The sequence below is a fragment of the Roseomonas gilardii subsp. gilardii genome (genome assembly GCF_023078375.1).
In the GTDB taxonomy this organism is placed as follows: domain Bacteria; phylum Pseudomonadota; class Alphaproteobacteria; order Acetobacterales; family Acetobacteraceae; genus Roseomonas; species Roseomonas gilardii.
Map to the genome: position 1 here is coordinate 182,907 of NZ_CP095555.1, position 21,324 is coordinate 204,230.

General features: G+C 68.8%; 21 protein-coding genes and 1 pseudogene. 1 reads left to right on the forward strand and 21 read right to left on the reverse strand.

The window, feature by feature from the left end; translation table 11 throughout:
* From MVG78_RS20360 to MVG78_RS20465, 21 genes and pseudogenes are all read right to left on the reverse strand, one after another.
* On the reverse strand, positions 1-1,065 hold the full coding sequence (locus MVG78_RS20360) for an aromatic ring-hydroxylating dioxygenase subunit alpha (RefSeq protein WP_247561052.1): 1,065 nt from the start codon (positions 1,063-1,065) through the stop codon (positions 1-3).
* 122 nt (positions 1,066-1,187) lie between these two features.
* The gene (locus MVG78_RS20365) at positions 1,188-1,916 is read right to left on the reverse strand and encodes an ABC transporter ATP-binding protein (RefSeq protein ID WP_247561053.1); all 729 of its coding nucleotides are present in this window, start codon (positions 1,914-1,916) and stop codon (positions 1,188-1,190) included.
* Positions 1,909-2,703 (reverse strand): ABC transporter ATP-binding protein, encoded by a 795-nt coding sequence (locus MVG78_RS20370; protein WP_247561132.1) that lies wholly within the window; start codon positions 2,701-2,703, stop codon positions 1,909-1,911. Before MVG78_RS20370 ends, MVG78_RS20365 begins: the two co-directional genes overlap by 8 nt.
* 5 nt (positions 2,704-2,708) lie before the next feature.
* Positions 2,709-3,716, reverse strand: coding sequence for a branched-chain amino acid ABC transporter permease (locus MVG78_RS20375; protein WP_247561055.1), 1,008 nt, complete (start codon positions 3,714-3,716; stop codon positions 2,709-2,711).
* Positions 3,717-3,727: 11 nt separating this feature from the next.
* Complete coding sequence (locus MVG78_RS20380) at positions 3,728-4,588, reverse strand: branched-chain amino acid ABC transporter permease (protein WP_247561056.1); 861 nt, start codon at positions 4,586-4,588, stop codon at positions 3,728-3,730.
* Positions 4,589-4,604: 16 nt separating this feature from the next.
* Complete coding sequence (locus MVG78_RS20385; RefSeq protein WP_428480854.1) at positions 4,605-5,783, reverse strand: ABC transporter substrate-binding protein; 1,179 nt, start codon at positions 5,781-5,783, stop codon at positions 4,605-4,607.
* A 61-nt stretch (positions 5,784-5,844) separates the two neighbouring features.
* Positions 5,845-6,837, reverse strand: coding sequence for a catechol 2,3-dioxygenase (locus MVG78_RS20390; RefSeq protein WP_247561059.1), 993 nt, complete (start codon positions 6,835-6,837; stop codon positions 5,845-5,847).
* The gene (locus MVG78_RS20395) at positions 6,834-7,556 is read right to left on the reverse strand and encodes an alpha/beta fold hydrolase (RefSeq protein WP_247561061.1); all 723 of its coding nucleotides are present in this window, start codon (positions 7,554-7,556) and stop codon (positions 6,834-6,836) included. The genes MVG78_RS20390 and MVG78_RS20395 overlap by 4 nt, the downstream gene beginning before the upstream one ends.
* Entirely contained in the window at positions 7,540-8,397 is an 858-nt protein-coding gene (locus MVG78_RS20400; RefSeq protein ID WP_247561064.1) for a class III extradiol dioxygenase family protein, read from the reverse strand. The genes MVG78_RS20395 and MVG78_RS20400 overlap by 17 nt, the downstream gene beginning before the upstream one ends.
* Positions 8,397-8,762 carry a hypothetical protein gene (locus tag MVG78_RS20405; RefSeq protein ID WP_247561067.1) on the reverse strand — a complete coding sequence of 122 codons (366 nt, stop codon included), beginning with the start codon at positions 8,760-8,762 and terminating at the stop codon, positions 8,397-8,399. Before MVG78_RS20405 ends, MVG78_RS20400 begins: the two co-directional genes overlap by 1 nt.
* Before the next feature lie 129 nt (positions 8,763-8,891).
* Positions 8,892-9,880: pseudogene (locus MVG78_RS22140) on the reverse strand (LysR family transcriptional regulator).
* Between the two features lie 161 nt (positions 9,881-10,041).
* Positions 10,042-10,920 carry an NAD(P)-dependent oxidoreductase gene (locus tag MVG78_RS20420; protein WP_247561072.1) on the reverse strand — a complete coding sequence of 293 codons (879 nt, stop codon included), beginning with the start codon at positions 10,918-10,920 and terminating at the stop codon, positions 10,042-10,044.
* Entirely contained in the window at positions 10,917-11,795 is an 879-nt protein-coding gene (locus MVG78_RS20425; RefSeq protein ID WP_247561138.1) for an amidohydrolase family protein, read from the reverse strand. Before MVG78_RS20425 ends, MVG78_RS20420 begins: the two co-directional genes overlap by 4 nt.
* 23 nt (positions 11,796-11,818) lie before the next feature.
* On the reverse strand, positions 11,819-12,820 hold the full coding sequence (locus MVG78_RS20430; RefSeq protein WP_247561074.1) for a Bug family tripartite tricarboxylate transporter substrate binding protein: 1,002 nt from the start codon (positions 12,818-12,820) through the stop codon (positions 11,819-11,821).
* Positions 12,821-12,836: 16 nt separating this feature from the next.
* A complete protein-coding gene (locus tag MVG78_RS20435; RefSeq protein ID WP_247561076.1) occupies positions 12,837-13,832 on the reverse strand; it encodes a Bug family tripartite tricarboxylate transporter substrate binding protein in 996 nt (331 codons plus the stop codon).
* Positions 13,833-13,872: 40 nt separating this feature from the next.
* Positions 13,873-14,721, reverse strand: a complete 849-nt coding sequence (locus tag MVG78_RS20440) for an ABC transporter substrate-binding protein (protein WP_247561078.1) — start codon at positions 14,719-14,721, stop codon at positions 13,873-13,875.
* Complete coding sequence (locus MVG78_RS20445) at positions 14,714-15,397, reverse strand: 4-carboxy-4-hydroxy-2-oxoadipate aldolase/oxaloacetate decarboxylase (protein ID WP_247561080.1); 684 nt, start codon at positions 15,395-15,397, stop codon at positions 14,714-14,716. The genes MVG78_RS20440 and MVG78_RS20445 overlap by 8 nt, the downstream gene beginning before the upstream one ends.
* Before the next feature lie 383 nt (positions 15,398-15,780).
* On the reverse strand, positions 15,781-16,674 hold the full coding sequence (locus MVG78_RS20450) for a ParB/RepB/Spo0J family partition protein (protein WP_247561083.1): 894 nt from the start codon (positions 16,672-16,674) through the stop codon (positions 15,781-15,783).
* 1 nt (position 16,675) lies between these two features.
* A complete protein-coding gene (locus MVG78_RS20455) occupies positions 16,676-17,692 on the reverse strand; it encodes an AAA family ATPase (RefSeq protein WP_247561087.1) in 1,017 nt (338 codons plus the stop codon).
* Between the two features lie 131 nt (positions 17,693-17,823).
* Positions 17,824-18,159 carry a hypothetical protein gene (locus tag MVG78_RS20460; protein ID WP_247561089.1) on the reverse strand — a complete coding sequence of 112 codons (336 nt, stop codon included), beginning with the start codon at positions 18,157-18,159 and terminating at the stop codon, positions 17,824-17,826.
* Between the two features lie 316 nt (positions 18,160-18,475).
* A complete protein-coding gene (locus tag MVG78_RS20465; RefSeq protein ID WP_247561091.1) occupies positions 18,476-19,327 on the reverse strand; it encodes a helix-turn-helix domain-containing protein in 852 nt (283 codons plus the stop codon).
* An 815-nt stretch (positions 19,328-20,142) separates the two neighbouring features.
* Here MVG78_RS20465 and MVG78_RS20470 point away from each other — a divergent pair.
* Positions 20,143-21,270: a hypothetical protein gene (locus MVG78_RS20470; protein ID WP_247561093.1), complete on the forward strand. Its 1,128-nt coding sequence runs from the start codon at positions 20,143-20,145 to the stop codon at positions 21,268-21,270.
* Positions 21,271-21,324 lie beyond the last annotated feature (54 nt).

A 21,324-nucleotide genomic window follows, 5' to 3' on the forward strand; every position in this document is an offset into this window, starting at 1 on the left:
CTACTCGGCCGCGACAGGCAGGGAAGGCGTGCCGCCCGTCTCGGCTGCGACCATGCGGTCGATCAGCCGCCGGGCCCAGAGCGCCCCGGCATCGATGTTCAGGTTGTAGAAGACATGGTCCGGATGCTCATCGATCGCGCGCTGCTGCGCCTCGACGATGATCTCGTCCTCCCGGAACACCTTGGTGATGGCATCGCGGATATCGGTCGTCACGCGCTGCTCGTGGATGCGGTAGTCCCGCACATTGGCCCAGAAATAGTGGCAGGTCTTCTCGGTCGCGGGGGTGATCGTGTTGATCACGATCATGCTGACCCCCTCCTTGCGGTCCCCCTGCGGCGCGCCGGTCCCGGTGGGGGCCACGCCCACATCGATGGCCACCGTGCAGGGCGCCTCGAAGCGGATGATCTGCCAGCGGTCCACATGGCCGGGCTTGCCGAGCTGGGCGCGCCAGAAGGGCGGCGGCTCGATATCGACCATCCAGCGCGTGACCGTCGCCGTCCTCTCGCCATGCGTGACGTCGAAGGGCGCTTCCGCCACCGCATCGTTGCCGATGCTGCTGCCATGGATATAGGTCTCATGAGTCAGGTCCATGAGATTGTCCACGATCAGGCGATAGTCGCAGGCGGCGTGGATCACCTTGCCGTCGCCGGCCCAGGCCGGGTCGTGGTTCCAGTGCAGGTCCGGCACCAGCGCCGGATCGGCCAGGGCCGGGTCGCCCGGCCAGATCCAGACGAAGCGGTGCTTCTCCACCACCGGGAAGGAGCGCACATTCGCGGAAGGATTGATCGTCTCCTGCGACGGCATGAAGGTGCAGCGCCCCCGCGCGTTGAAACGCAGGCCATGATAGGCACATTGCACCTCGTCGCCCTTGAGCCGTCCCATGGAGAGCGGAACGAGGCGATGCCAGCAGGCGTCCTCCAGCGCCACGGCACGGTCGTCCTGCGTGCGATAGAGCACGACCTTCTTGTTGCAGATCGTGCGGGCCAGAAGCTCCCGCTTCACTTCCGCATCCCAGGCGGCGGCGTACCAGGCATTCAGGGGAAAGGTCGGGGTCTTGTTGCCCATGGGGGCCTCCACATGGATCGTTTCCTGCCATCCTGTATACAAGCTGGATACCAATCCCGACAAGTCTTTTGTCTTCTATATCTCCCGAGGCCGAGGATCGCCCTGCCGCAAAGCCCCGCCCGTCACATGACGGGCAGGACCACCCCCTTGCGGGATACACCCAGATGCCGCTCCAGGATCTCCGTGTCCGAGCGCAGCACCGCGCTCGGCGCCGCATGCACGATCCGGCCGCGTTCCAGGATCACCGCGTCATCGGTGACGCCCAGGATCTTCTGCGCGTGCTGTTCCACCAGCAGGGCGGACAGGCCCTCGTCGCGCATGATCCGGCGCAGGGCTGAAAGCAGCTCATCCACGATGATCGGCGCCAGACCCTCGGTCGGCTCGTCCAGCAGCAGCAGGCGCGGGTTCAGCACGAGGGCCCGCCCCACCGCCAGCATCTGCTGCTCGCCGCCCGAGAGCTGGTCCCCCATGTTGCGGCGCCGTTCCTCCAGCCGGGGAAACATGCCGAAAACCTTGCGCAGGTCCCAGGGCCCCGGCCGCGCCACCGCCGTCAGGTTCTCCTCCACGGTCAGGGAGCGGAAGATGTTGCGTTCCTGCGGCACCCAGCCGATGCCGGCCAGGGCGCGCCGGTCCGGAGACAGGCTGGTGATGTCCTGCCCGCCGAGATGGACCGTTCCACCGAAACGGCGTGTCACGCCGATGATGCTGTTCAGGAGCGTGGTCTTGCCCATGCCGTTGCGCCCCAGCACGGCCATGGAGCGGCCTTCGGCGAGGCGCAGCGACACATCGTGCAGCACCGCGGCCTGCCCATAGCCCGCCGCGAGATGCTCCACCGCCAGGATGTCAGCCATGCTCGCCCTCCCCCAGATAAACCTCCCTCACCCGCGGGTCCGAGGCGACCTCCGCCACGCTGCCCTCCATCAGCACGCCGCCCAGCACCAGGACCGAGATCCGGTCCGCGAAGCGGAAGACCAGATCCATGTCATGCTCGATCAGCAGCACGGTGACGTCGCCGGGCAGTTCCGCGATGCGGTCGAGGATCTCCTCGCGCTCCGCCTCGGGCACCCCGGCGGCCGGCTCGTCCAGCAGCAGCACCCGGGGGCGGCAGGCGATGGCCAGGGCGATCTCCAGCAGGCGCTGCTGCCCATAGGGCAGGTTGACCACACGCTCCCCCATCACGCCGGCCAGCCGGAACCGTTCGAGGATGGCCACCGCCTCCTCCACCACGGCGGGCCGGCTGCCCACGGAACGCCACCAGGAACGGCCGCCATAGAGCCGCTGCGAAATGGCCAGGCCCGCCGTTTCCAGCACGGTCATGGCCGGGAAAAGCTGGTTGATCTGGAAGGTCCGGGCCAGGCCGCGGCGCACGCGCTGGTCCGGGCGCAGGGCCGTGACATCCTCGCCCTCCAGCAGGATCCGGCCCGAACTGGGGCGGAGCACACCGGTCAGCAGGTTGATGAGCGTCGTCTTGCCCGCCCCGTTCGGGCCGATCAGGGCATGGCGGCTGCCCTGGGCCAGCGAGAGATTGACCTCGCGCGTCGCGTGCAGCCCACCGAAATGCCTGTTCAGGCCCAGTGTCTGCAAGGCCGGGACCGGCCTGGAAGCCGCCGCGCCGGGCCCGGGACGATCCTGCAGCATCGCGCTCATTCGGCCGGCTCCGGGACATGGCTGGCGGCGGCAGGCTTGCGCCGGCGGAACAGCCTGGGCCAGACGGCGATCCGGTCCCGCCCGATCAGGACCAGCGCCACCAGCACCAGGCCGATCCAGAACTGCCAGTACTGCGGTGTGATGTTGGCAAGGACATCCTGCATCAGTTTGAACAGCACCGCGCCGAGCAGGCCGCCATAAAGCCAGCCGACGCCACCGATCACCAGCACCAGGAGGATATCGGCGGAACGATGGAAGGCGAGCACGTCGAGGGAGACGAACTGCGTCGATTGCGCCAGCAATGCCCCGGCGATCCCGGCGATCCCGGCCCCCAGCGTATAGGCCGCGATCAGCCGGGCCCGGACGGGGATGCCGATCGCCCCGGCGCGCAGCGCGTTCCCCCTGACGGCCCGCAGGGACCAGCCGAAGGGGGAATGCACGATCCGGCGGACCACCACGAAGACCAGGAACAGGACGGTAAGGCTGTATACAGCCGCCACCTGCCCACGCAGGTCGAAGTCGAAGAGGCCGAGAAGCGGGCCGACCTCCATCCCCTGCAGGCCATCCGCCCCACCCGTGAGCCAGCTCAGCCGGTTGGCCAGTTCATAGAGGACCGACGCCACGCCCAGCGTCACCATCAGCCGCGTCAGGTCGCTGCCACGCAGCACCAGCAGGCTTGTCGCGCCGCCCAGCAGGGTCGCGGCCACCCAGGCCAGGACGAGGCCCAGCAGCGGGTCCGAAACGCCCCTCACCGCCGCGATGCCGGCGACATAGGCGCCGAGACCGAAGAAGGCCGCGTGGCCCAGGGACAGGATGCCCGCATAGCCGAGGATGAGGTCCAGCGAGAGCGCGAAAAGGGCCGTGACGGCGATCTCCGCGATCAGCAGGTAGCGGTCGGGAAACAGCAGGAACGCCGCCACGATCGCCGCCCAGGCCAGGTATTCCGCGGGATGCCACCGGGACAGGCGCGCGAGCTGTGCCGCCGCCTGCTGCGGAAGGGTCATGCCGGTGCCGCTCATCGGGTCGCCACCCGGCCAAACAGGCCCTGGGGCCGCCAGATCAGGACCGCGATCATCACCGTATAGATGACGAAGGCACCAAGCTCCGGCACGTAGTACTTGCCGGCCACATCGGCGATGCCGAGGAGAAGGGAGGCCAGGAACGCCCCGGAGATCGAGCTGGTGCCGCCCACCGTCACCACGATCAGGAAGTAGATCATGAACTTCAGCGGGAAGCTGGGGTCCAGCCCCAGGATCTCCGCCCCCAGCGCGCCCCCCAGCCCCGCGAGGCCGGACCCGACAGCGAAGGTCACCGCGAAGATCGCCCCCACATTGATGCCCAGCCCGCGCGCCACGCGCGGATCGTCCACGGCGGCGCGAAGCCGGCTGCCGAAGCGCGTGCGCGACAGGGCGAGATGCAGGGCCAGCGCGATCACGCCGCAGGTGACGATGATCAGCAGCCGGTAGGCCCCCATGCTGATGCCCAGGAACTCGAAACGGGCACGGAGCATGTCGGGGATCGCGATGAACTGCTGCGAGGACCCCGCCACATTATCCACGATGGCCACGGACATGAAGACCAGGCCGATCGAGAACAGGACCTGGTCGAAATGGCTGCGGGCATAGACGTGGATATAGAGCGTCCGCTCCAGCAAGGCGCCGAGCAGGGCAGAGAAGAGGAAGGCCAGAGGCAGGGCGGCCAGGAAAGGCACGCCCCAATGGTTCACCAGGACGAGGGCGGCATAGCCCCCGGCCATGGCGAAGGCGCCATGCGCCAGGTTCACCAGGTTCATCAGGCCCAGTGTCACCGCGAGACCGCAGGCCAGGATGAACAGGACCATCCCATAGGCCACGCCGTCAAACAGCACGGTCAGCATTGCCGCCCCCCTGCCCTCAGCCCGAGGCCGTCTTGGCCGGGTCCCGGACGGCCGGGATCGTGGCGAACTCGACGTTGTAAAGCTCGCCATCCACGCGCTCGCAGCGGCGCATGTAGATGTTCTGGACGATGTCGCGGGTCTGCGCGTCGATGGAGATCGGCCCCCGCGGGCTTTCCCAGGACAGGCCCTTCATCGCCTCCAGCAGGGTCGGCCCGCCCGAGTCACCCTTGGTCTTCTCCAGCGCCTTGTAGATCAGCGCCATGCCGTCATAGCCGCCGACCGCCATGAAGTTCGGCCGCATGTCCTTGTTGGCGGCCTTGAAAGCCTTCACGAAGCTCTTGTTCAGCGGGCTGTCATGCGCGGCGGAATAATGCTGCGAGGTGATCACGCCCAGAGCCTGATCGCTCATGTTGTTGAGGAGATCGTCGTCCAGGACGTCGCCCAGCCCGATCAGCCGGATGCCGGCCTCCTTCAGCCCGCGTTCGGCGAACTGCTTCATGAAGACCGATCCGGCCCCCGACGGCACGAAGATGAAGACCGCATCCGGGGAGGCATCACGCGCCCGTTGCAGGAAGGGTGCGAAATCCGGGCTGGCCAGGGGGACGCGCAGGGATTCCGGCACCTGCCCGCCCGCCTGTATGAAGGGCTCCTTGAACCACTTCTCGGCATCGAGGCCGGGACCGTAGTCGGACACCACCGTGACGACCTTGCGGATGCCGTTCTCCGGCGCCCAGCGCCCCAGGGGCAGGGCCACCTGCGGGACGGTCTGGGAGGTGCGGACAATGAACGGGGACGACTCGGTGATGCTGGAGGTGGCGGCGGCCATCACGACCTGCGGCACCTTGGCACGGGTCGCGATCGGGGCCGCGGCCAGGGCCAGCGGGGTCAGGCCGAAGCCCGCCAGGACAGCGGCCTTGTCGTTCACCACCAGTTCCTGCGCGAGGCGCCGCGTCGCATCCGCGACATTGGCATCGTCGCGGACGATTACCTCGACCGACCGCCCGGCGACCTCGCTGCCGTTCTGCTGCATGTAGAGGCGTACAGCCCCCTCGATCTGCCGCCCGGTCGAGGCGAAGGGCCCCGTCATCGGCAGGATCAGGCCGATCTTGAGCGGCTCCGCCGCCCGCGACAGGCGCGGCGCGGCCAGGGGCAGGGCCATGGCGGTCCCGGCAGCCAGAAATTCTCTTCTTCTCATGGTTCTTTTCCTCCCGAACAAAGACGCGGGGCCGGACCGGCCCCAGCTTCCCAACCCCCGATCAGTACACGATCCCCTCCGCGTCCATCTCCTCCAGGGTCGGCGTGCCGTGGGTATGGAAGCTCTCGATGGTCTTCAGGCCCCAGGCCTGTCCCTTCCGCCGCTCCGCCTCGCTCCAGCGGATCGGCTTCCAGTCCGGCGCCAGGATCAGCCGCGCCCCGGCATTGGCCAGTTCCACACGGTTGCCGCCCGGCTCATAGACATAGAGGAAGAAGGTCTGCTGGATCGCATGCTTGTGCGGGCCGGTCTCGATATGGACGCCGTTCTCCAGGAAGATGTCGGCGGCGCGCAGGATCTCCTCGCGGCTGTCCAGGGCGAAGGTCAGGTGATGGAAGCGCCCGCGGCGGCCGTTGCTCTCGCGCGAATAGGCGATGTCATAGCTCTTGTTCGTGCAGGTGAACCACATGCCGGCCTCGACGCCGGTGTCCAGCACGATCTGCTCCGTCAGCCGCATCCCGAGGCACTGCTCGAAGAACTCGCGGTTCGCCTTGATGTCGGCGGCGAGGCAGTTGATGTGGTCGAGGCGGCGCACGTTCACCCCACGCCCGGGGAAGCGCTGCGCCTGGTTCTTCAGCGCCGGCCGCAGCTCGGGCGGCGCCTCGTACCACTCCGTCTCGTAGTAGAGCTCGATCAGGTGCCCGTCGGGGTCCCGGAAGCAAAGGGTGCGGCCATGGCCCAGGTCGCCATCATGCCACGACACATCGTGCCCACCCGCGCGCAACGCGGCGGCGCGGCGCTCCAGGGCCTGCGGGCTCCTGACCCGGAAGGCCATGTGGCCCATGCCGGAATGGCGTGCCGCCGTCAGCTTCACGCAGTAACGCTCGTAATCGTCCCATCCCCGGAGATAGACCGAATCTCCCTGGCGCCCGCTTTCCGTCATGCCCATGACATCGACGAAGAAGCGCAGGCTCTCCTCCGGCTTGGGAGTCAGCAGTTCCAGATGTCCGAGATGGGCCAGATCCATCACGGGCTCCGCGGTTTCAAGGGATGTCATGCCATCACTCCCAGGCGCAGCCAGGCACTCAGCACGCCGGTGACGGCGGCCGGTGCCTCGACCGTGCTCATATGGCCGCTATCCTCGATCACCGCGAGTTCGGCATCGCGGATCGCGGCCGCCATCTCCTCATGCTGCGACAGCGGGCTCCACCCGTCCTGCCGCCCACAGGCCACCAGGGTCGGGCAGCCGATGCGGGGCAGGACCGCCGCCGCATCGGGCCGGTTCAGCAGGGCCTTCACCTGCTTCTCGAAAATCCCTGGCGTGGCCCGGCACACCATCTCGGCCAGCGGCCGCATCAGCGCATCGTCGTTCACGCGCTGCGGATGCACCATGGGCGGCAGCCAGCGTTCTGCCAGGGCCGCCATGCCGCGTGCATAGGCGAGATCGACGAGCTCCTGCCGCTTCTCGGCCTCGCCGGCCCGGCGGGGATGCGTGCCGGTGTCCAGCAAGGCCAGCCTCTCGACCCGCTCCGGCGCGCGATCCAGCACCGCCAGGGCGACCCGCGCCCCCATGGAATGGCCCGCCAGCGCGAAACGCTCCGGCGCCTTGTCGAGAACGGCTTCCGCCATCGCCTCGATGGAATCCAGGCCCCAGAGATCCGGAACCTGCACCTCGTAGTCCCGGCCCAGGCTCTGCCGCTGCGGGACCCAGACGGAGGCGTCGCAAAGCAGGCCAGGAACCAGGACGACCGTGCGGCGCTCATCCATGTGCGGCATCCGCCATGTCCTCATAGATCACCTGGGCGAAACCGGTATGCAACGGGGCGTGGTAGTTCCGGTGCAGGCAGCGCACGCGGGGGGAAAGGGCCCCACGCATGGCCAGCCACATGATGACCTCGGCCCCTTCGGCGCCGCCACGCTCGATGAAATCCTGCAGGCGCAGCCCCGCCAGATGCTCCGGATCATCCTGCAACCGGTCGAGGAACTCCATGTCCCAATCCTGATTCTGGTAGCCGAAGCGCTCGCCATGCAACTGGTGCGACAGGCCCCCGGTGCCCAGCACGACCACGTCGAGATCCTTGGGGAAACTCCCGACGGCCCGCCGCAGCGCCTTCCCCAGCCGGAAGAGCCGCCCCGGGCCCGGCACCGGGAACTGGAGCACGTTCACGGCCAGCGGCAGGATGGCGCAGGGCCAGCCCTCCCCATGATCCGGCCAGAGTGCCGAGATCGGCGTCAGCGCCCCATGATCGAGCGGCATGTCCTGGCAGACGGTCAGGTCGAACTCGTCATCCACCAGGCTGTGCGCGACATGCCAGGCGAATTCCGCATCGCCACGGACCGGCGGCAAGGGACGCGGCCCGAAGCCCTCATCGGCGATCGGATGCTCCTCCGCGACGGACAGCGCGAAGGTCGGGTAGCGGTCGAAGAAGAAGGAAGTGACATGGTCGTTGTAGATGAGGATCGCGAGATCCGGCCTGCGTTCGCGCAGCCATGCCTGCATGGGCCGGTAGCCGTCGAGCAGCTTCTCCCAGCCGGGCTCCTGCCAGGCCCCCTTGTCGATCAGCGCACCGATGGAAGGGGCATGCGGGGAACCGAGGCCGCCGATGATCCGGGCCATCAGGATGCTCCCTTTCCGCCCTGGCGGCTGGCGAGATAGTCCTCCAGCGTCTCGCCCCGCATCTGCGCGCCCGTGGCCGCCAGGCCATCGCCACAAAGCTGGGACAGGCGCAACAGTGGGAAGACATTCGCGCCGCGCCGCACCAGGCCGATCCAGTCACGCGCCAGGACGAGCGCCCGGTCCTCGGGATCGAGATCGTAAGGTGCCATCGCCGCCTCCGGATCGGCCAGGAAGGCTTCCCGCTTCGCCGGCTGGCGGAGGTCATAGCAGAAGCGGTTCAGCCGGAGCGCCTTCGCGGCCGACACCCCCGTGTTCAGGTAGGTGCCGGCGGGCAGGCGCTCGGGATCGAGCTGTCGGCTGTGCATCGCCAGGACTTTCTCCCCATATCACGCGCCCACTTTCCAGCCCTTCGTCGGGACGATCGGGGGCGGGCTCTTAGGAGGAGAAGCTAGACCGGCGAAGCCGGAACCGTGTTATCGCTTCTTCGCCGCGCGCTATGACCGGCCGACATAGGAGCCCTCCGAGCCGGCCGGCTCCCCATCACGGCCCGGGCGCTCACCCCGCGCCGCGATCTCCTCAACATAGCGCCGCAGCCCCTCCACCAGCACCTCGGCGGCCGGGGAAAGCGGCGTGTCGGCACGCCGGATGAAGCCGGCGGGACGTGGCCGGGAAGCGGCGGGAAGCGGCGCCGCGCGGATCGTCCCCCGCAACAGGTCGCCCGCCATCATCGTGTTGGGCATGACCGAGATGAAATCGGTCGAATGCAGCATCTCGCGGATGAAGCCGTAGGAGGTCGAGCGCATCGAGGTGGTAGGGGTCAGGCCCAGCGTGACGAGGAGCTGGTCGATCTCCTGGCCCACACGCTGGCCGATCGTCGGCAGCACCAGCTCCCAACGGCGCAGCGCCTCCGCCGTGATGGGGGTTTCGAAGACGGGGTGATCGGTGCGGGCGAGGACGGAGATCGGCTCCTCGTACAGCGCCTCCCGCAGCAGCCCGTCGGGCTTGTCCGGTGGGTAGAGCTGCCCGACCACCAGATCCAGCTCCCCCCTTCCAGCTTAGGCAGAAGCTCTTCCGTCTTGCCCTGGACGAGCTGGATCACAAGCTCCGGATGCTGGCTGCGCAGCCGCCCCAGCAGTCCCGGCAGCACCCCGGCGGCGGCCACGGGCAGCGCCCCGAGCATGATCGTGGCCTTCATCTGTCCGACCAGGCGGTCCAGCTCCTCGTCGAGGCGGCGCAATTCACCCAGCAGGCGCCGGGCCGATTGCAGCACCACCTCCCCCGCCGGCGTCACGCGTACGCCCCGGCCGCTGCGCTCGAAAAGCTGCAGCCCCAGCAGCGCCTCGGCCTCCTGCAGGCTGCGGGTCAAGGCGGGCTGCGTGACGGCCAGGGCGCGGGAGGCGCCGAGAATGCTTCCATGCGCCCCGATGGCATCGACAGCCCGCAGCAGCCGCAGCTTCAATTGCTGATCGAGGTGCCTCGGCATGTCCTTCCTCCCCCGGGGCCCTGGCTCAAACGGCCGGGACAGAGCGCCCCGGGAATGCCACCGCCCGAAAGCACGGCCCTGGCAAGGCACTATGCCTCACCAGGGCCACCAATCCCATACGGGCCGGCCCCATGCCGGAAGGCCCCGTGCCGGAAGGCGGATCAGAGCCTGGCCAGGACGGCATCCAGCAGCGTGTCGAGATCCTCGGTCGCCAGTTCCTCCGGGGACAGCTTCGCCCCGCGATCGGCGGACCAGTCCTGGCGCTCCGCGATCGGGCCGCTGAGAATCGGCGGCACGCCGGCTTCCGCCACGGTGCGGGCGACCTCGCGCATCTCCTCCGCGCGGCGGCGGCCATGGATCAGGGGGCGGCTGATCACATAGCGCGCCAGCCCCCGCCAGTCCGGATGCGGCAGGGTGTCGGAGAGGGAGGCCAGGACCTCCTTCTCCACGCCATAGCGCCGCGCGGCCAGGAGGCATTCCGTGGTCAGGGCCTCCAGGCCCTTGACCATCACGCTGCGGCACATCTTGACCGAGGAGGCGCGGCCGATCTCCTCCGAGAAGACGGTCAGGGCCATGTCGAACGGCGCCATGCCCGCGACGAAGGCCGCGGCATGCGGCCCCCCCAGCAGCATGGGCGAACGGAGCCCCTTCGGCGGCACGCTGGTCATGACGGCCGCCTCCACATAGCGGCCCCCGGCCGCCTCCACGATCGCCGAAGCCTCGCGCTTCGTGCCCGGGGAAACGGAGTTCACGTCCAGGACGAAGGGACCATGTCCCAGCCCCGCCGCGATGGACCGCATGGCGTCCAGGTCGGAACCGGCCGTCACCGAGACGATGACCAGATCAGCCCCCCGCACAGCCTCCAGCGGAGAAGATGCCGGCGTCAGCCCGGCCTTCCCGGCATTCCGCGACGCCTTGCTGTCCGGATCGGCGAAGGCGGTGTCGAAGGCGCTGATGTCCGTGGCACCGGCGGCGCGCAGGTCGCGCGCGAAGATGCTGCCGACCTCGCCATAGCCGATGAACGCGATGCGCATGCTCATGCCGCCTGTTCCTCGCTCCAGTAGAGACGGGTTGGATTGTCCACCAGGATCTTCCGGCGCGTCGCCTCGTCCGTCACCGCCTCGGCCAGAAGGTCCAGGAGATCGCCGTCATTGGGCATGTCCCCGGCGATGTTCGGGTGCGGCCAGTCCGTGCCCCAGAGCACCCGGTCCGGTGCCACGGCCACCAGGGCGCGCGCGAAGGGAAGCGCATCATGGAACGGCGCCCCCTCGGAGGAAACGCGCTCGGCACCACAGATCTTCACCCAGGCCCTGTCGTTGCGCATCAGCTCCAGCAGGCTCCGGAAGGCCGGCTGCTCCAGCCCGCCGCGCGCCTTCACCCGGCCCATATGGTCGATCACGAAGGGAACGCGGATCCGGGAGATGCGGGGCGCTAGCTCCGTCACGTCCTGCGCGTCCAGATGCAGCACCACATGCCAGCCGAGCGGCTCGATCTGCTCCAGGACCCTCTCGAAGAAGGCCATATCCGGCATCCCGCCGAGATGGCGCACGAAGTTGAAGCGCACGCCACGGATGCCGCCGTCATGGAGGCGGGCCAGCTCGGCATCGCTCACGCCCGGTTCCACCACCGCCACACCGCGATAGGCACCGCCGGACCGCGCGATGCCGTCCAGCGTCACCCGCATATCGCTGCCGTGGCAAGAGGCATGGACGATCACCGCGCGATCGATGCCCAGGATGCCGTGCAGGCGCCTCAGCCCCTCGAAGGGCGCATCCGGCGGCGTATAGGCGCGGTCGGGCGCGTAGGGGAAGACGGCATCCGGGCCGAAGATATGGCAATGCGCGTCGCAGGCGCCCGGCGGGGCACGGTAGCGCGGCTTCCGCGTCTCCGGGTCCGGGCCCTTGCAGGTGGGGATGTCGCGGGAAGCTGCTGGCTGGGTCACTGGCGCGGGATTCCTGCCTTCTCGATCACTTCGGCCCAGCGCGCCGTATCGGCCGCCAGGAGCTTGCCCATGGCCTCCGCCGTGCCGCCCTGCGGTTCCACCCCCGACTGGGTGAGGATGTCGCGCACGGCGGGCCGCTTCAGCACGGTATTCACCGCCTCGTTGATGGCGGCGATGGCCGGGGCGGGCGTGCCCGTCCTGGCCACCAGGGCGTTCCAGGATGTCACGTCATAGTCCTTCACGCCGAGTTCCGTCAGCGTCGGCACATCGCCCAGGCTCGGCGCGCGCGTGGTGGACGTGACCGCGATGGTCCGTATGGCCCCGTCATGGATCTGGCCCAGCAGCGGCGCCGTGATCTCGAAGGCCACATCCACGTCGCCGCGCAGCAGGGCCGTGACGAGCTGCGGCGTGCCGGGGAAGGCCACGGTCTCCGCCTTCACATCCGCCCTGATCTTGAACAGCTCGGCCGACAGGTTCTGCGTGCTCCCCGCATTGATCGTGCCGATGTTCAGCGCGCCCGGTTCGCGCCGCATCCGTTCCAGAAGGCCGGGGAAGCTCTTGATGGGGGAGCCAGGTGCCACGATGAGCGCGATGGGGAAGCTGCCCAGCGTCACGATCGGCGCCAGGTCGCGCAGCGGGTCGAAGGGCAGCGAGCGGAAGAGGGAGCGGCTGATCGCCGTCCCGTTCGTCGCCGCCATCAGGGTGTGGCCATCCGCCGGAGCGTTCATCAGCTGCTGCGCGGCCGGGATGCCGCCCGCCCCGGGGCGGTTGTCCACCACCACCGGCTGCCCCAGCAGGTCGGCCAGGGGACTGGAGACCGCCCGCACGGTGAGATCCGCCACGCCCCCCGCCGCGAAGGGCACGATGACGCGGATCGGCCGATCCGGGAAACGGGTCTGCGACCGGGCGATGCGGGGCGCCGCCAGAACGGATGCCCCGAGGAGCATTCCCGCGCCGAGAAGACCGGATCGGCGCGTGATAGCCGGGTGATCGGTCATGCCTTGCCTCCCTGGCTCAATTGGCCTGGACGCCGGTGCGGCGGATCACATCGCCCCAGCGCTCCCGCTCCTCCGTGATGAAGCGGCCGAACTCCTCCGGCGTGCCGGGCGACGCCACCGCGCCTTCCGCTTCCAGCCGGGGCTGCAGCTTCTCCCCCTTCAGGATGCGGGCGCTTTCCGTGTTCAGTCGGGCGATGATCGCGGGCGGGGTCCGGGCCGGGGCGACGAGACCATACCACTGCACGGCCTCGAAACCCGGCATGCCCTGCTCGGCGATGGTGGGAATGTCCGGCGCGGCTGCCAGGCGCCGCAACGAGGAGACGCCCAGGGCCCGCAGCAGCCCGCCGCGCACCGCCGGAAGGGCCGGAGGGCCGCCCGTCAGCGTCAGGTCGATGGCGCCCGAGATCAGGTCGTTCATCATCGGCCCGGTGCCGCGATAGGGCACATGCGTCATCTCGATGCCCGCCGCGAGGCTGAAGGCAACGGCAGCGATATGCGCGGCCGATCCATTGCCGCCGGAACCGTAGGTCAGGCCGCCCGGCTTCTCCCTGGCGAGCGCGATCAGCTCCGGCACCGTCTGGGCCCGCAGCTTCGGGTTGATCACCAGCACGTTCGGCACGATGGCCACGAGCACGACCGGGGCGAAGGCGGTGGCCGTGTCGAAGGACAGGTTGTGATAGAGGGCCGGATTCACCGCCAGCGTGCCGATATGGCCCATCATCAGCGTATGGCCATCGGGCGGCGCATGGGCGACGTTTTCCGTGCCGATGGTCCCGCCGGCGCCGCCGCGATTCTCCACGACGAAAGGCTGGCCGAAGACCTCCTGCAACTCGGCCCCCAGGGCACGGGCCAGGATATCGGTGGAACCGCCCGGCGTGAAAGGCACCACGATCCGGACCGGCCGCTCGGGCCAGCGGGGCGATGGCGCGGTCTGCGCGGCGGCCCCACGTGCCGCGAGATGGGTGCCCAGGCCCAGCAGCCCCGCGGTGATCCCGCGGCGTGTCATCGGCATCTTCTTGTTTCCTCCCTTGCAGGCCACCCAGGGCCCGCTCCTACCCGATCCCGGTCGGAAGCCCGTCCCAGATGTCCGCCAATGTCAGCGGCGCCGGCAGAAGCTGCTGTTCCGCACAGAAGCGGCTGGCGAGAAGGAGGGCAGGATCCAGCGCGGCCCGGCCCGTCATCGGCGCGTCCCGGAAAAGGCGGACGAGTTCGGCGGCCAGATCCGGCCGTTGCGCGGCGACGTCGCTGCGCATGACCAGCAGATGGTTCACCGGCTTGAAGCCGTACCGCGCGCGGAACGCCTCGCCCGCGGCGGCCGGATCGGGAAAGACCGTGCGCAGCTTCGGATCGTCCGGCACGTCATTGCCCACGATCACCGCGTCCAGCGCGCCCTGCTCCAGCATGGCCATCATGTCGGACCCCGCCGGCGCACGCTCCGCCCAGGGCGGATCCCGGTACTCGGCCAGATGGGCATCCTCGAAGGTCACCCATCGCAGGTCGCCCGGCCGGAGGCCGAACGCCTCCTGCAGGCTGCCCCGCAGCCACATCCCCGTGGTCTGGCTATAGGCACGCACTCCCAGGCGGCGCCCCGCGAGATCGGCCGGCCCCTTGATGGGGCTGTCCGTCCGGCAGAGCAGCGCGGCCTCCTGGAAGCGCGCCGCCATCACCACCGGCAACAGCACCAGCGGCTTGCCGGCCGCCTTGGCCATCAGGAAGGTCGCGATGGCCATCTCGCTGACCTCGAAGCGTCCTTCCCGCACCATGGGCGCGAAGGCGCGGCTGACCGGCTTGATCCCCGCATCCTCCAGCCGGAGAAGCGGCGAGGAAACCCGGCCATCGAGCACCGGCGCGCTGTGCGGATAGCGCCCGATGGCCGAGTGCAGAACGGTCGGGTCAGGCATCGGCGTCCTCGTAGCGCAGCCCCTTCTTCGCCAGCGCCTCCCGCATTCCGTAGATGTCCAACCCGAGCTCGCCGGCGGACAGGCGCGCGCGGGTCCTGGCTTCCTTCTCCTCCCGCGCGGCGGAAGCCCGCAGCACGGCCTCCGCTTCCTCGCGCCGGACCACGACCACACCGTCATCGTCGCCGGCGACAAGATCGCCCGGATGGATGAGCTGCCCGGCGCAGACGACGGGAAGGTTCACGTCCCCCAGCGTCTCCTTGACGGTTCCCTGGGCCGAGACGGCCTTGGACCAGACAGGAAAGCCCATCTCCCGCAGCGCGCCGACATCGCGGCAGCCGGCCTCGATCACCAGGCCGACCACGCCGAGGGCCTTCAGCGAGCAGGCCAGGAGCTCGCCGAAATAGCCGGCATCGGAGGGCGAGGTCGGCGAAACGACGAGGATGTCGCCGGCGCGGCACTGTTCCACCGCCACATGGATCATCCAGTTGTCGGCCGGCGCGATGGAGACCGTCACGGCGGTGCCGACGGCACGCGCGCCGGGATAGATCGGCCGCATATGGGCGCCCAGCAGGCCGCGCCGCCCCTGCGCCTCATGGATCGTCGCGACACCATAGGGAGCGAACCCGGCGGCGATCTCGGGCGGGACGCGCGGCGGGTTACGACGGACCAGGCTCATGCCAGACTCTCCACGATAGGCAGGAATACGGTGCGGCGGCCTTCGCCCAGGGCGGGCGACATCGGCCCGTCCGTGCGGCAGCCCATGGCAGATCCAGGAACGGAGATGGCTGCGGGGAGGCGTTCCGCCTCATACGACGCGGCCCGTTGACCGGCTCGCACCATTGTTTTTCCTCCCGTCACGAAACAGGTGCGGGGACCCTAGGCGCGCGCGGAAGCCTTGTCGTATCGCTTTTCCCTCGGGCGCTATGAGCAACCGGCATAGCGCTTGCCCCAACGCGGCGGCGTTCAGCAGGAATGCTGCAACGCAACAAATGGCTGTCGGGGCACCATCTCTGGCGGAGCATGGCGGTTCTGACGTCAGAACCGCCATGCCGGACCGTCTCAGTCCTGCTGCGACAGGATCTCCGCGATACGCGCCTGCACCTCGGCGAGCCTTTCCCGTTCCAGCTTCGTCGGCGCCTGCTTCCGGGCCATCAGATCCTGCAGCCACTTGTCGAAGCGATAAAGCGCGACCGGCCGGGGCGCCTTCCGCGCGGGCCTGGGGGACGGTTCCCCATTCTCCTCGCCGGCCGCCTCATGCGCGATCTTCGCCGCCCGCAGGGCACGGACCGTGATCCGCCCGGCATAGGCATTGGCGATCAGTGAATCCCGCATCCTGCCCGCGGGCAGGCGCGCCAGTTCCACAAGGATGTTGCGCGGCAGGTCGAGCTTGCCACTCTCCAGATCCATCACGAAGGAAGGCGGCAGCGTCAGCATCCGCAAGGAGGCGCTGATCTCCCCCTTGGTCCGGCCCAGCACCTCGGCGACGCGCGTCTGGGTCCAGCCCTGGCTTTCCAGCAGCCGCTGGATGCCACGCGCCTCCTCGACCGGCGTCAGGTCGATCCGCTGGAGGTTCTCCAGCAGGGCCAGCGCCCCGGCGCCATCCTGCTTCTTCCACTCGATTGCCAGGATCGAGGTCCAGCGGAGCAGCTTCGCGGCCCGCCAGCGCCGCTCTCCGGCCACGATGATCCAGTTCGCCGGATGCTCGGGGTCGCGGCGCAGCAGGATCGGCTGCAACTGCCCCTGGTCGGACATGGTGGAGGCCAGCGAGGCCAGGCCATCCGCATCGAAATTCTTGCGCGGCTGATCCGGGTCCGGCAAGACCCGGTCCAGCGGCGCCTCGAAGGTATGGGCGAAGCGGCTCGCGGGGGTCACGAGCGAATTCGTGGCCTCCCCGATCGAATTCGCCACGGCGCCGAGCAGGGGCGAAGGCCGGCGCTTGCGGGACACGGCCATGTCAGGAAACCTCCGCACGCGGCAGGGGCCTGCCATCGCTGAGCGCCTCGGCCAGCCGCAGATAGGCAGCCCCGGCCGCCGCGCCGCTCTGGCCATGGCTGGCCGAAACCGAGATCCGCCCGTCGCGGGCGGCATGGCCGAAGGCGGCACTGGCCGGGATCGGTTCCAGCAGGGGCACCCGTTCCAGCATGGCCTGCGACAGATGGCCCAGCACCTCGCGATCGACCGCCCGGCGCTGGCTGAACTGGGTCGGCAGCACGCCGATGATCCGCAGGTCCGGATTGAGCCGTCGCTGCACCTTGTTCGCGGTGGCCAGGATAAGCCCGACCCCCATCGCATCATAAGGCTCGGTCCGGACAGGCACGATCACCTCGGTCGCCGATGCCAGGGTCATCCAGGTCAGCATGCCGAGATTGGGCGGCGCATCGAGCACGATCCAGTCATAACTGGCCCGGATCGGCGCCACGGCCTCCCGCAGGGCGGCATCGAAGCCCGGCTCCCGGCGCCCATCGGTGTCCGAGAGCTCGATATGGCTGGGAACCAGGTCGAACGGAATGCTCCGCCCCTGTCCCGACGTATCGGCCAACGCATCGCCCGCATGGACGATGGCCTCGGCGAGGGGCCGTCCGTTCAGGATGACATGGGCGGTGGTGCGCCCCTGGCGATAGGCTTCGACCCCACCGCCGGCCAGCACCGCGGCCGTGGCCGTGGCCTGCGGGTCCATATCGATCACCAGCACGCGCCGCCCGAGGGCAGCCAGGGCCGCGGCGACGTTCAGGGCACTGGTGGTCTTGCCCACGCCGCCCTTCTGGTTCGCGAAGGCCAGGATGCGCGCATTGGCCGGACGGGCCTGGGCGATGGCCGCGACCTCCACCGCGACCTCCCGCGGGATGGGCTCGCGCCCGTTCTCCCAGCGGCTGATCTTGGATTTGTCATAGGCGCGCCCCATGCGCCTGTTGAGAATATCCTTCAATTCGACCTGGCTGAGGCGAAGCTGCTGCCTCGCCTCCTTCAACATCTGCGAATCCACGCTCGGCCCCCCGGCACACCTGGCCCCATCGGCAGCCGGCGACGTTGCTACAGATCATCAACCCAATCAACCCTTGGGTTGATGGCCACTTCGTGTTCGGACATCAGAACATCATCCGGCTATGCCGGAACACGCCGGAAGGTCCCATGGGCCAGGTCCTGCACACGGCGCAGCATGGGGTTCCGCTTCATCTCCGCCCGGTGCAACAGCGCCTGCAACCTCTGCCGCCGCGTTTCCGGCTCGGAGACGGCTTCCCGGCAAAGCGCCACCATCTCGCAGATCTGCGGCCGCCATTTGCGCGTGCGGCGCCACTGCCGGCAAGCCTGCTCCACGGCCCAGATCGGGAACTCCCCGAGATCCTCGGCCCAGTCATCGGCGATCATCTGCTCGACCTGCGGCGGGTTCGGCTCGGCACGGAAATGCGACAGGAGAGCCAGGATACGGGCGAGGAGCACCCCCTCTCGGCGGGCCGCAACGCCGCTTCCAGTTCCGAAAGGTGCTGCGCAGCCAGCTCGGCCACCCCGTCCGCCACATCCGGCGGAGGCTGCCAGGTCTCCACGATCCGGACCGCCCCGTTGTCGGGAAACAGGAAGCGCCGTTCCTGGATACCGCTTTCCAGGAGCCTCGCCACAGGGGCAGGCGGAGGTGGCAAAGGCCCTCGTCCCGCTGAAAGGGACATCGCATCACGCCCTTCGGCGATCCCGGTTGGCCGGCCATCCCGCCTGGAACTGGAGGTTCGGGGATTGATCTGCACGGTCTGGATCCTCCGGATCAGTACGGGCTGACATGGCTGGGCGGCGACATGGCCGCGGCCGCCCAGGCGTCGAAACGATGAAGCCGGTGCTCCGCCGGCCGCCTCGCGGCAGGCACGGTCTGCCGGCCTACCCCCACCGCCCCAACGGCCTGCGGGCGACGCGGCTGTGCGCGGTCGGCAATCAGCCATTCCAGCCAGGCTTCATCGAGATTGGCGTAGCGGTAGCCTTTGGCACGGCAGCGCGTGACGAAGCGCAGCGTGTGGTGCTCCAGCGGTGCATCCGGATAGAGCTGCCGGGCGCGTTCGCTGACCTCCCGCGACGGAGACCAATCCTGGGGCGGTTCCGCCAGGGAGGGCTTTGGTCCCGATGGCAGTGCCGGCCTGTCCCGCTCCTCCGGCGGTGTCTGATCCCCGCGATGCGCACGCATGGTGTGCGTGTCCTGAATCTGTTCAGGAATCGCGTGACTCGTGTCAGCCGGATGACAGGGCCTGTCGCCATTCGGACAAAGGTCTGTTTCCGCCGTGACAGGAGGCTGGATGCCCTGCGCGAAGCCGCGCGCCTGTTCCGGCGTCTGGGCCAGCTGGTACCGGCAGCTCGTCGTGCCGCCGTTCTGGCGGGAACGGGCCTGCTTGCGGATCAACCCCGCCATGGCGAGTTCCGCGATCACCCGGTTGGCCCAGGGGCGGCTGCGGCCGAGCCGCCGTGCCAGCGTCGCCTGGGAAGGCTCGCAGAACCCGGCCTCGTCGGCATAGGTGCAAAGGGCTGCCATCACGGCCAGCCGGTCCGCATCCACGGCAGGATGCAGCAGCCACCAGGCGGGGATCTTACCCCACCGGGTCACCTGATCGAGGGACGCATTCGATGCCATCCGGAACCTCCGCCTGCGTGAGTCGGCGGCATCCAGGGAACGCCTCCCTGTCCTGAGTCAAACCATGACTCAGCAGCAGATGTAGGAACTCGGCGCGTTTCTGACGGCAAAGCCCGCGGAAACGGAAGGGAAGCGGCGCTCTTGTATAGGGCGACGGCGCGCCGGTTTCATGACTGTTCCGCGACTCCGATTCCAGCAGGGATTCCACGCGCTTATGGAGGGCAAGCGCGCGCCTGGCGGCAGGTCCGCCCGCTCCGCGACACGGCAGGAACCTCTCCCAGGGGATGCCCTCGCGCCCAAAGGCTGCCCTCCCACACGTCTCCCGGCGATCGGCGCCACAGGTGTAGGAACTTCGCGCGCTTCGTTCTCCAGAAGCCTCGCGCACCAGGGCCCGAATATAGGAGATCGGCGCGTTTCCAGGGTGAAGAGGCATCGGCGGTGCGAAACGCGCCAATTCCCTATATCCTATCCGCTCCTCGGCGCCCGAAACGCGCGTTTCCCCTACAGCCAGCTCGCAATGGCCCTGCCTGTGGTGGAAGTCCCAGGCCCCGATGCCCCCGGCGCCTGTAGGGAAAACGCGCATTTCCGGGAAAGCTGTAGGGAAACGGCGCGCTTTCTCCCTCATCCGCCCTGGCGATTCGCCCGGGGCCGGCCGGCGACAAGCCGGATCTGCCAGCAAAACGCGCCTTTCCCCTTCATAAAGGCGCCGATCGCCTTCATGATCCGCGCCTTTCCCCTTCACTCCAAGGGAAACAGGCGCTTGATGACAGGAGCCGGAGCCCCCCAAATGGGCCGGACGCGGGCGGAAGGGGATCATGTCGGAGCAGAGGGCCGCTTTGAAGCAGCCGACCCCATTGCAGCTCATCCTGTTCGAGAACTCGGACGCGGATGACAAGCGCTATACGAACACGATCAACCTCTACGACATCGCGCCCCGCTTCGTGTTCTACACGGACAGCCGGGCGGAAGGCGGCTACCTGCGCTCGATACGCCGCGAGTTCGAACATGCCGGCATCACCTACAAGCTCCTTCTTCGTCCGGGCCGCCTCGTCCGCGCCGACGGGGCCGAGCGGGAGGAATTCCCCGGCGAGCGGGAGCAGATCGTCGAGGCGGTGATGCAGCGCATCGCCAGCGACCGCGCGCGCCTGAGCGTCGAGAACGAGAAGGTGCGACTCTCCTTCTCGCTCTACGAGATCCGGGAGGAGCTGCGGAAGGTCCGGCATCTCTACAGCCTGGACGAGATCAAGGACGCGCTGACGGTCCTGCACACGGCGGTGGTCGAGATCACCCGCACGGACCGCAAGGGGCAGATGGTCCTGTCCTCCTCGTCCTTCCCGGTGCTCGCCCTGCGCCGGAAGGACGACCAGGAAAGCGCCTATCTCGAATTCAACCCGCTCGTCGAGAACGCGATCAAGAATCTCCATTACCGGCGCATCAACTACGACTGGCTGATGCGGATCTCGCATCCGCTATCGCGCTGGCTCTACCTGAAACTGTGCCAGAGCATCACCGAGGTCCGGCCCGGGGAAAGCCCCCTGATCTCGATGACGGCCATGGAGATCGCCCGCGACGGCCCCATGGCAGCGCGCTCGCGGCCGCGGGACACACTGCGCTACGTGACGAAGGCGGTGGAGGTCCTGGTCCGGGACGGGCTGCTGGAGGATCTCGGCCCGGACGGGACACGCATCATCAAGGATGGCCGCAAGAAGGCGGATGTGGCCTTCGACATCGTGCCCACACAGGGCTTCATGGACGACATCCGCCGCGCCGATGCCCTGGTGGCGGACAGCAAGGAACGCCTGCGCGCCGTCTCGGGCAGCGAAAGCCCGAACCGCTTCGTGAATGTCGAGCGCGCCTCCGCCCATGCGGTGAAGTCCGCCCGCCGCCGGCTGGCCTCGGGCACGGCCGCGAATGCGCTCCCCAGGACAGCCACGGGCGGGTAGGCCGACGACAGCCGGTTGATCGCCCATCAGGCCCCGGCCTCACAACTGCTTGCA